Below are 10,419 nucleotides of genomic sequence, written 5' to 3'. Positions count from 1 at the left end.
GCGCTACGCGTTCTGACCAGTGCCACGGGCGGGGGCATCATGGCGCGGGGGATGTTATCCGTGCGCCAGGCCGTCGCCAGCGGGTGCAGCGCCTGCCCGCCCGTGGCACTGGTCAGAACGCGTAGCGCGCCCCCACCCACCATGTGCGCGGTGCGCCCGGGGCGTAGAAGGTCGACCCCACCAGCGGACGCTCACCTTCTGCGTTGGCCGGGAAGGGCCGCGCCTGGAAGTTGCCGTTGGCATCGAACGCCGTGGCGCCCAGCTGCGCGGCGGTGTGGTACTTGCGGTCCAGCACGTTGTTGACCTGCACGAACACGGTCAGTGAGCGGGTGGGGCGCCAGTCGCCGCTGAGGTTGAGCACCGCATAGCCGCCGCTGCGGCCGGCGCCGAGGTAGTAGGTGCCGTCGGGCTGGTGCGCGTTGTTCTCGTTGCCGCGGGCGAACGAGCCGCCGACCGCGGTGATGTCGGCACCGATGGAGAAGTTGCTGCCCAGCGGCAGGTCGGCAAAGATCTTCAGCATGTGGCGCGGCACCAGCGGGATGCGGTGGCCGGGCTCCACTTCGATGTTGCCCTCGACGCCGGGGAAGCCGTCCTCGGCCTCCTCGTTGCTGCTGTTGCCCTCGCCACCGACGAGTTCGGCGCTGCGGAAGGTGGCGTCGAGCCAGGTGTAGTTGGCCCCGACCGTGGCGCCACCCAGGCGGGTGGAGAAGCCAGCCTCGAGGCCCTGCCGCCGCGTCTTGCCGAAGTTCTTGAAGTACCCAAAGCCGGCTGCGTTGTCGGCGACGAACAGGATGTCGTCCTTGTTGTCCGCCCGGAACAGGCCCAGGTTCCACGACGTGCCGCCGCCATTGCCGCGCACGCCGGCCTCGAGCGTGGTGGTCACCACCTGGCGCAGCGGCGGATCGCCGGCCATCGCATTGGGCAGCTTGCAGGGATTCTCGGGGTCGGCGCAGCCCAGTTCCACCGCCGACGGCGCCCGGCTGCCCTGGTTGAAGCCGGCGTAGGCGGTCAGGCCGCTGTTCACCGCGAAGGTCAGGCCGATGGCCGGGTTGAAGCGGCGGAACGTGTGGTCACCGTCCAGCGAACCGGGGCCGCCGCCCGGGGTGATGGCATCGCGGTTCTTCACCGTCGTGCGGTTGTAGCGGCCCGAGAGCGTCAGGTGGGCCTGCGGGATCAGTGCGATGGTGTCGCTGGCGAACACGCTCCAGGTGCGCGTGCGCGCCGACAGGTCGACCCGGGTGTCGTAGGGCTCGCCGTCGACATCGCCCCCGGTGACGCCGTCGCCGAAAGCGCCGACCCCGGTGATGCTGTGGTCCGGGTTCAGGTAGCCGAGTTCCGAGCCCTGGGTGAAGGCGACGCGGCTCGAGTCCAGCGCGGCACCGGCGACCCACTGGTGCGACAGCCCGCCCTGCCGCGTGCGGCCGTTGAGCTGGACCGACAGGCCCTGGTTGATCTGCGCCGTGTTCGAGCGGTTGATCAGCCCGTTGCACTTCTCGCCCGGCTCGTCGCGCAGCAGTGCATTGGCAATGCAGCGCCACTTCGGGAACGGCGTGTTGGCCGCGCTCTCGCCCGCGGTGGGAAAGCCCGTGTAGCCGGCCTCGGCCAGGGCGTCGCGTTCATCGGCGTTGGGCTGGTAGACCGCCTGGTCGAGCGAGTCATCGTTGACGTCGCCGTTGAACGTGGCCGTCTTGACGCGGCGCCAGTAGACATTGCCCGACAACGACATCGTGTCGCCCACCGGCACGCTGGCCGCCAGGTTGAGCAGGGCCGATCGATTGCGGGTGTTGTCGGGCTTGCTGTAGACGCTGGCGTGGTCACGCGCCAGCAGGCGCTGCTCCTGCAGGCCGTTGCCGTTGAGGTCGTTGTCGGACAGCGCCGCGGTGAGCGACAGCCGCACGTCGCCGGCCTTCAGGCCGAACTTGCCGAACAACTGGCCGACATCGCTGGGCGAATCGACGCGCCAGCCCTTCTCGTGGAACCGATTGCCGGTGACGAACCAGTTCAGCCCCTCGGCCTGTCCGCCGCCGGTCTCGAACTCGACGGCCACGCGGCCATGGTTGCCGCCCAGCAGCTGCACCGAGCTGCCGGGGTTCTTGACGCCGTCCTTGGTCTGCACCGACAGCGCGCCGCCCAGCGTGTTCAGGCCGAACAGCGGGTTCGAGCCCGGCATCAGCGCGATCGACGCGATGGCCGACTTGGGGATCAGGTCCCAGCTGACGACGTCGCCGAAGGGCTGGTTCAGGCGCACGCCGTCCACGTACACCGACAGCCCCTGCGCGGTGCCCAGCAGCGGCGAGGCGGTGAAGCCGCGGAAGTTGACGTCGGGCTGGAACGGGTTGTTCTGCACGTCGTTGACGTGGACGCTGCCGAGCCGGCGCTGGATGAACGCGGTGAGGTCGACGGCATGGCTGCGCTCGAGGTCGACGGCGCGCGCCGTCTGCACATTGGATGGCACCTGATCCTTCGGCAGGTCGAGCCCGGGCACCGGCCCGACGCCGACGACGTCGACGGTCTGCGGCGCGTTCTGCGCCATCGAGGCGCCACTGGCCAGGGCCAGTTGCAGGACGGCCAGGGCGGCCGGGCGAAGGGCGAATCGTTGCGGGCGGGTCATGCGGGTCTCCTCGTTGTCGTGGCATGCGATGGCCTGCGCACGGTGCCGCAAGTTCCGCTCCGACAGGCCCGGGAAAACTTCCCGATCGCGCGCCGCCAGAGGGACGCCGGCGCCGCCAGGGCGTGTCGCCGCGGCATGCCAGCCGACCGGCGCGACGCCGGATGCCACAGAGTGCGCCAACGGTGTGACGCCGGCACTGCCGGGCCTGCGCGGCGCCACCGCCGTGCAGGCCCGTGATCAATCGGCGTCGGGTGTCGACGCCTCGTCCGACGCCGCCAGCCAGCGCGAGGTCAGCGCGGCCTGGACACACAGGCCCGGGCGCGGCGCGCCCGGTTGCGCCGGGCGCAGTTGCAGGTCGCCGCCCTGCGCCCAGACCCGCTCGCGCAGGCCGGCGATGCCGTTCCCGCGAAAGGCGGCCGCGTCGGCCTCGCCCAGGCCGACGCCGTCGTCGACCACCGACCACTCGATGTGCAAGGCTGCGTGGGCGGCCCAGGCCCCGGTGAGCCGCAGCGTCAGCCTGGCCTCGCGCGCGGCGGCATGGCGGGCCACGTTGGTCAGGGCCTCCTGGCTGATGCGGTACAGGGCCAGGGCCACGCCGCGCGGCAGGGCGGGCGATTCATCGGAGCTCGTGGCGTGGGTGCCTTCGTCCGCGGCGGCACCGTCCGGCCAATCGGCCCAGGCGGTGGCCTCGTCCGGCCGCCAGGCCAGCACGAGGTGGCAGGTGGCCACGCCAGCGCGCGCGGGCTGCGACCAAGCGCCCACCAGCGTGCGCAGCAGAGCGGCCAGATGAGCCGGCGGCTCGCCGGCCTGGCCCGCGTCGGCGCCGAAGGGCTGCAGGCGCTCGAGCATCGAGCGGATGTCGTGCTGGATGTGCTGGCATTGCGCGGCCATGCCGTCGACGACGGCACGCAGCGCCGGATCGTCGCTCAGTTTGTGCGTCAGCCAGGCAGCATCCACCCGCAGCGCGGTGAGGCGTTGTCCGAACTCGTCGTGCAGTTCGCGCGCCAGCCGCGCGCGTTCGTCCTCCTGCAGCGTCAGCACCTTGCGGCTGAGCATGCGCCGTTGCGATTCGGCCGCGTCGAGCGCGCCGCCCAGATGGCGCAATGCCGAGGCCACCGATTCCAGCTCCCGGATCGGCATCGTGGGCAGCGCCTGCACCGGCCTCGCGTCGTTCGATTCGATGTCGGCAATGGCGCCGACCAGGCGGCCCAGCGGCTCGAAGGCACGGCGCACGTTCCAGCGCATCACCAGCAGCAGGCCGACCACGCAGCCCAGCAGCAGCAGCAGCATGCCGACCAGGCTGCCCATGGCCTCTCGGCGTTCGCTGTCGTGCGACGCGGCCAGCGACAGCGTCCAGCGGCCACCGTCGGGCCGATCGAGCGCCCAGCCCACGCGCCGGCCGTCGGGCTCGGCCAGCAGCAGCCGATGCAGGGCCAGCAAGGTGGCCATCGGTGCCGGCGGCTGCGGTGCCGCGGGCGGACCCAGCAGCAGTGCACCGTCGGCGGCATGCACCTGCAGCACCAGGTGGCGCAGCGGGTGCTCGGCCTGCATGGTGCGCAGGCTGTCCAGCGCGCTGCGGTCGTCGGCCTGCGACAGCGTGCCCAGGCGCGCCACGAGCTGGGCCAGCGTCATCGCGGCGTCGACCTCCTCGTCGATGTCCTGCCCCATCCGCAGCAGGCCCAGCACCAGGGCCAGCAGCAGCGCCGCCACCGCCACCACGCTGGCACGGCGCATCACCAGCCGTGGCAGGTCGAGCGGTGCGGCCGCAGGGCGGCGGTTGTCGTCGGTCATGGCCACGATTGTGGAGTGGTGCGCAGCAACGAAAAAGGGCCCCTCGCGGGGCCCTGGTGCCAGCCGCACGAACGGCGGCCAGTGGTCAGATGCGCAGGTCGATCACTTGGGGATCTTGAACACCCACATCGAGCCGCCCTGCTCGAGGTAGTTGACCTTCTTGGCCACGTCGCCACCCCACAGCGGCACCGCACCGCCCCAGCCCGAGGCCACGGCGACGTACTGCTCGCCGCCATCCTGCCAGGTGACCGGGGGCGCCACGATGCCGGAACCGGTCTGGAACTTCCAGAGGATCTTGCCGGTCTTGGCATCGGCGGCCTGCAGGAAACCTTCCGGCGTGCCCCAGAACACCAGGTTGCCGCCGGTGGTGAGCACACCGCCCCACAGCGGCGCGTTGTTGGTGGCTTCCCAGACGATCTTGCCGGTCTTGGGGTCGACGGCGCGCAGCGCGCCGATCGGGCCGTCGGACAGGGTCTTGATGGTGAAGCCGGCTCCCAGGTAGGCCGCGCCCTTCTTGTAGGTGATCGGCTCGTTCCAGATCTCCATGCCCCACTCGTTGCTGGGCACGTAGAACAGCTTGGTGTCCGGCGAGTAGGCCATCGGCATCTGGTTCTTGCCGCCCAGGAAGGACGGCGCCGAGAAGACGACGTTGCCCTTCTTGCCGTCGGCACCCGCGGTGGGGTCGCCGGGGCGGTTCTCGGGCACGAAGTTCGGGCGGCCGGTCTTCAGGTCGATGCCCGTGGCCCAGGTGATCTTCTTGACGAACGGGAAGGCGTTCTCGAGCTTGCCGGTCTTCGCGTCCAGCACGTAGAAGAAGCCGTTGCGGTCGGCCTTGCCGCCGAGGATCTTGCCGCCGTCTTCGTAGGTGATGAACTCGTTGACGCCGTCGAAGTCCCAGCCGTCGTTCGGGGTGCCCTGGTAGTGCCAGACGATCTGGCCGGTCTTCACGTCGATGGCGACGGTGGAGCACGAGTACAGGTTGTCGCCCTTGCGCAGGTGGCTGTTCCACGGCGCCGGGTTGCCGGTGCCGAAGTAGGCCAGGCCGGTCTTGGGATCGTAGGTGCCGCCCAGCCACGGGGCCGAGCCGCCGGTCTTCCACAGGTCGCCGGGCCAGGTCTTGCCGGTGGTGCCCGAGATGCCGTTGTCGGTGGCGTTGCCGTCCTTGTCGAACTTCTTGCCCATGTGGCCTTCGACCACCGGACGCGACCAGACCATCTTGCCGGTCTTGGGGTCGCGCGCCTCGACGCGGCCGATGACGCCGAACTCACCACCGGACACGCCGGTGATCAGCAGGCCTTGCGCGATCAGCGGGGCGGCGGAAGCCGAGTAGCCGTCGGCATAGTTGTCGATCTTTTCCTTCCAGACCACCTCGCCGGTGTCCTGGTTGAGCGCGACCAGCTGCGCATCCAGCGTGGCGAAGATGACGAGGTTGTCGTACAGCGCGGCGCCGCGGTTGATCACGTCGCAGCAGGGCATGATGCCGTCGGGCAGGCGGTGCTCGTACTTCCACAGCTTGGCGCCGGTCTTGGCATCGAGCGCGAACAGGCGCGAGTACGACGCCGTGACGAACATCTTGCCCTTGTGGATGACGGGCTGCGTTTCCTGGCCGCGCTGCTTCTCGCCGCCGAACGAGAACGACCACACCGGCAGCAGCTTGGCGACGTTCTTGGTGTTGACCGCCTTGAGCGGCGAATAGCGCTGGCCCTGCGGGCCGATGCCCCAGCTGAGCACGTCGCCAGTGGACTTGGCATCGTTCTCGATCATCTGATCGGTGACGGTGGCTTGCGCCGCCGTCGCCGCAAGGCCGAGGGTGACAAGGACGTTCAGAAGCTTCAATCGCATGGTGGGTCTCCTCCAGGGGAACAGTGGTCGCCCTGGGCTCTATGCCCAGGGATACAGATCACGACAACGGCAAGGAATGTGCCACTGGCAAGGCCTTCGCCGGACAGGGAAATCACAGGGCTTACCCGCAGTGGCGCGCTCCAAAGCTGAACACCGGCGCGTCGGACCGTCGCCACGTGGCTCAAGGCCGCTTCTCGCGTTGCAGTGCAGCCCGCTCGTATCGCGGGTAAAGGTGGGCCACGTTGCGCGTGTACTCGGCCGGCCAGCCGGCGAAGCGCCGGAAGGCCTCGGGTGCCGGGGCGCGCAGCACGTCGTTCATCTCCCAGCCGGCCTCGGCCCAACGGGTGAACTGGGTGTCGAGCCAGGCGATGTAGTCGCGCGTCTGCTGCCGGCCCTGGGGCCCGGTGTGCACCGGGCCGTGGCTGGGCACCACCTGCGTCAGGCGCAGCGCCTCCAGCGCGTCGAGCGAGCGCAGCCACACCTTGGGGTCGGCATGCGGCGTGGTCGGCACGCGGTCGGCGAAGACCAGGCCGCCGACGAAGGCCACGCCGCTCTTGCGGTCGACCAGCACCAGGTCGCTGTCGGTGTGGCCCTGGAACTCGCGCAGTTCGAACTCGCGCTCGCCGATGCGCAGCGGCCCCGGTCCGATGCTCTGCGTGGGCAGCATGGCTTCGGTGCCCTTCATCCAGTCGCCGCACAGGCGGTAGAGGTTGTCCTCGTAGGACTTGGCCTCGCGCTGCATGCCGGCGCGGGTGCCCGGCGTGGCCACGCGCGGCACGTCGGCAAAGGCCTGGTTGCCAAGGAAGTAGTCGGGGTGCAGGTTGAGGTGCAGCACCTGCACCACCGGCTCGCGGGTGGTGCGGGCGATCAGGGCACGCAGTTGCTCGCCATAGCGCCGGCTGGGCCCGGTGTTGATGACCAGCACACCGGCACCGGTGGCGATGAAGCCCGTGTTGATGATGTTGCAGCCGTTGGCGACGCTGAAGTCGTCGTTGGCGCCCTCGACCACGTACACGCCATCGGCCAGTGCGCGGGCGGTGAGGCCGTAGTCGTGGCGGGCCACGTCGACCTTCGGCCTGGGCTGCGCCGGCCCTTGCGCCGGCAGCTCGACCGGCACCAGCGCGAGCGCCACGATCAAGGCAGCGAAGGATCGGCCGAGCCGGCCGGTGCGGCACGCGCCCATGCTCAGTCCACCTTGCTGTCGATGCGGTTGCCGTTGTTGTCGACACCGACGATGCGCAGCGGCCCGGGGGGCGGCTTGGCAAAGTCGAACGACAACACCGGGTTCTCGCTGACCGGCTCGAAGGTCTGCAGGCGCAGCAGTTCGCGGTCGGCACCGTCGCGCACCGACAGCCGCGTCACGTAGAAGGCCGGGATGCCGTTGACCAGGCCGGTGTCCATCGGGTGCATCACCCTCACCCGCAGCCGCGCACCGGCGTCGGACCCGGGCACGGCGCTGTACAGGCGCCCGCTCACCTGCCCCAGCGTCTGCGACCAGCTGCCATCGGCCCGCGTGGCGCCCGACACCGTGCAGCCGCCGCCGGCCGAATCGACCCAGGTGCCGCCGACGTGCCACACCCCATCGGCCGTGAGCGCCAGCGCACGCACCGGCGACGCCTGCTCCAGCTTGAAGCGGAAGCTCACCGCAGGCTGCGCCGAGACGGGTTGCAGCTCGAGCACCTTGCGGATCGGGTTGCGATCGACCAGCACCATCAGCCGCTGCACGCCGGGCAGGTCGGTCGAGACGGTGACGGGCACGTTCATCGGGTCTTCGGCGAAGGCCGGGCCCTGCACCTTCACGCGCGGGTCGAATTGCACCCGCGCATCACGGCCAAGGAAGTCCTTCTTCAGCTCCAGCCACTGGAAGGACTTGTACGGATCGCCACCGAAGGCATCGTCGGCACGCGCGGCCCGGGCCAGCACGGCGCCGAAGGACACGGCGAGAACACTGCGGCGTGAGGGCATGGGTGGTCGGCGTGTCAGAAGGCCTTGTTCCAGCGCAGCGACAGCAGCGCGCTGCGCGGTGCGCCGGGCTCGAAGAACCGGCGGTTGCCGTCGTTGACGATGACGCTGCCCACGTGGGTGCGATCGGCCAGGTTGTCCACCCGCACCAGCGTCTGCAGCGTGCCGGCGTCGCCCAGCGGCCAGTCGTGGCTCCAGCGCAGGTGGATCAGGCCGAAGCCATGCGCGAAGTCCTGGTTGGTGTCGTTGGCCGCGGTCTTGGCCTGCCCGCGAAGCTCCAGCGCCCACTCGCCCGGCAGCATGCCCGGCTTCCAGGCCAGTTCGGCCCAGCCCAGCGCGCGCTGCGTGCCGGCGATGACGTTGCCCGCGGCCACCCGCACGTTGGGCGTGGTGCAAGGCACCGCCGTGCAGGTGAGGTAGCCGTTGCGGTATTGCGCGTGCAGCGCCGACACCGACACCTGCGCCCGCAGGGCCTTCGACACGCGCCAGATGGCCGACAGCTCGCCGCCGTAGCGACGCGTGCTGTCCACGTTCTTGAACACCGAGCGGCCTCCCGCATTGGCGATGACGCCGATCTCGTTGGACGTGTTGACGAGGAACAGCGCCGCGTCCACGTCGACATCGCCGCTGCGCCACTTGCTGCCCAGCTCGAACTGCCGGCTGGTCTGGCCCGTCAGGCCGAAGTTGACGCCGCTGTTGTTCACGGTATAGGCCAACTCGCCCAGCGTGGGCGATTCGAAGCCGCGCGCCATGCTGGCGTGCAACGTCCACTGCGGCTGCAGCTTCCAGCGCACGCCCACCACCGGGTTGGTGTAGCTGTAGGCCAGGCTGCCGGAATCGTCGAGGTTGGCGCCGCTGACGTAGCGGTCATTCACACTCACCTCGACCCGGCCGCTGCGCACGCCGGCCGTGGCCGACACCGCCGGCGACAGCGCCCACTCGGCCTGCACGAAGGCATCGCGCGAGGTGGCGGTGTTGGCCTCGTCGCGGCGCAGGTTGCCCAGAACGCCGATGGCCGTGGGCGCGGTGGGCGCGCCGGTGAAGTTCTCGAAGCCGCGGCGGTCGTCGCGCTGGCGGTCGTAGACCAACCCGGCGGTCACGTCGACGCCGGTCCAGCCCAGGCGCACGCGCGCCTCGGCGCCGTCGTACAGGCGGTCGAAATCGACCACGCCGCCGCCGTGGCGCTGCGACGAGGCGATGGTGCTGCGTTGTGTCGTCGCCGGGATGGCCAGGTACTGCGTGACGCCGCGAGAGCCGGTGTACGCACTCAGCGAGGTCTCGCGCAGCGGGCCGGCGCCATCGAAACGGTGCCGCCAGTTGACGCCCGCCTGCGACTGTCGGATGGTCTTGCGGGTGTCGAAATCGATGGCCACCTGCGCCGTCTGGCGCGGGTTGGCGGCAAAGGCTTCGGGGGTCAGGCCCAGCGGGTCGTCGGCTTTCTGGTTGTGGTCGCTGACCAGCAGGACCACGGTGTCGCGCTCGCCCTGCCACCCCAGGCGCACGTTGGCCAGCGTGCGGTCGGCCGCGCTCTGCGGGCGGAAGCCGTCGAGTTCCATCGCCGACAGGTTCACGCGCAGGTCGAAACCGCCGCCGAGCGGAGCGGCCAACGAGCCGCGCACCTGGTGCAGGCCGAAGCTGCCGACATCGCCGGCCAGTTCCACCCGGCGTTCGCGCGCGGGGGCACCGAACACAGCGATGACGCCGCCCGAGCTGTTGCCGTACAGCACCGAGAACGGCCCGCGCAGCACCTCGACGCGTTGCGCACCGGCAAGGTCGAAGTGGGCCACCTGGCCCTGGCCGTCCGGGCCGGTGGCCGGGATGCCGTCGCTGTACAGCCGCAGGCCGCGCACGCCGAAAGTGGCGCGGGCGCCGAAGCCGCGCGAACTGATCTGCAGGTCTTGCGCATAGTTGTTGCGGTTGGCCACCACCAGGCCCGGCACACGTCCCAGGGCCTCGGACAGGTTGACCATCGGGCCGGCGTTGCGCAGGTCATCGGCGCCGACGGCGCTGATTGCGAACGGTGCATCGACGATGCGCTGGCCCTGCACCGAACCGGTGACGACGACGGTGGAGACAGCATCGGACTGGGCCAGGGCGCCGAAGGCGGCGCAGCCGATGCACAGGGCCAGGACGGTGGGCCGCAGGGGGGCCGAAGAAGACAAGGCGTGCACGTTTTCGGGGGCAGAGAAGGTCATGACCGAATGACACCGCGT

Annotated in this window: 6 protein-coding genes; all 6 read right to left on the bottom strand. The window is 70.4% G+C overall.

What is annotated here, in order from left to right:
- Positions 1-112 precede the first annotated feature (112 nt).
- A complete protein-coding gene (locus tag EOINJALH_RS12130) occupies positions 113-2,611 on the bottom strand; it encodes a TonB-dependent receptor (protein WP_088280614.1) in 2,499 nt (832 codons plus the stop codon).
- A 237-nt stretch (positions 2,612-2,848) separates the two neighbouring features.
- Positions 2,849-4,402, bottom strand: coding sequence for a histidine kinase (locus tag EOINJALH_RS12125; RefSeq protein ID WP_088280613.1), 1,554 nt, complete (start codon positions 4,400-4,402; stop codon positions 2,849-2,851).
- A 102-nt stretch (positions 4,403-4,504) separates the two neighbouring features.
- Positions 4,505-6,244, bottom strand: a complete 1,740-nt coding sequence (locus EOINJALH_RS12120; protein ID WP_088280612.1) for a PQQ-dependent methanol/ethanol family dehydrogenase — start codon at positions 6,242-6,244, stop codon at positions 4,505-4,507.
- A gap of 181 nt (positions 6,245-6,425) precedes the next feature.
- Complete coding sequence (locus EOINJALH_RS12115) at positions 6,426-7,427, bottom strand: quinoprotein relay system zinc metallohydrolase 1 (protein WP_088280611.1); 1,002 nt, start codon at positions 7,425-7,427, stop codon at positions 6,426-6,428.
- Between the two features lie 2 nt (positions 7,428-7,429).
- Positions 7,430-8,209 carry a quinoprotein dehydrogenase-associated SoxYZ-like carrier gene (locus tag EOINJALH_RS12110; RefSeq protein WP_088280610.1) on the bottom strand — a complete coding sequence of 260 codons (780 nt, stop codon included), beginning with the start codon at positions 8,207-8,209 and terminating at the stop codon, positions 7,430-7,432.
- Between the two features lie 14 nt (positions 8,210-8,223).
- Positions 8,224-10,401 carry a TonB-dependent receptor gene (locus EOINJALH_RS12105; protein WP_088280609.1) on the bottom strand — a complete coding sequence of 726 codons (2,178 nt, stop codon included), beginning with the start codon at positions 10,399-10,401 and terminating at the stop codon, positions 8,224-8,226.
- Positions 10,402-10,419: the final 18 nt, after the last annotated feature.

The organism is Ideonella sp. A 288 (assembly GCF_002198735.1).
In the GTDB taxonomy this organism is placed as follows: Bacteria; Pseudomonadota; Gammaproteobacteria; order Burkholderiales; family Burkholderiaceae_C; genus Pseudaquabacterium.
Note: the sequence above shows the minus strand (reverse complement) of the source record. Positions and strands in the feature narration are given on the sequence as shown.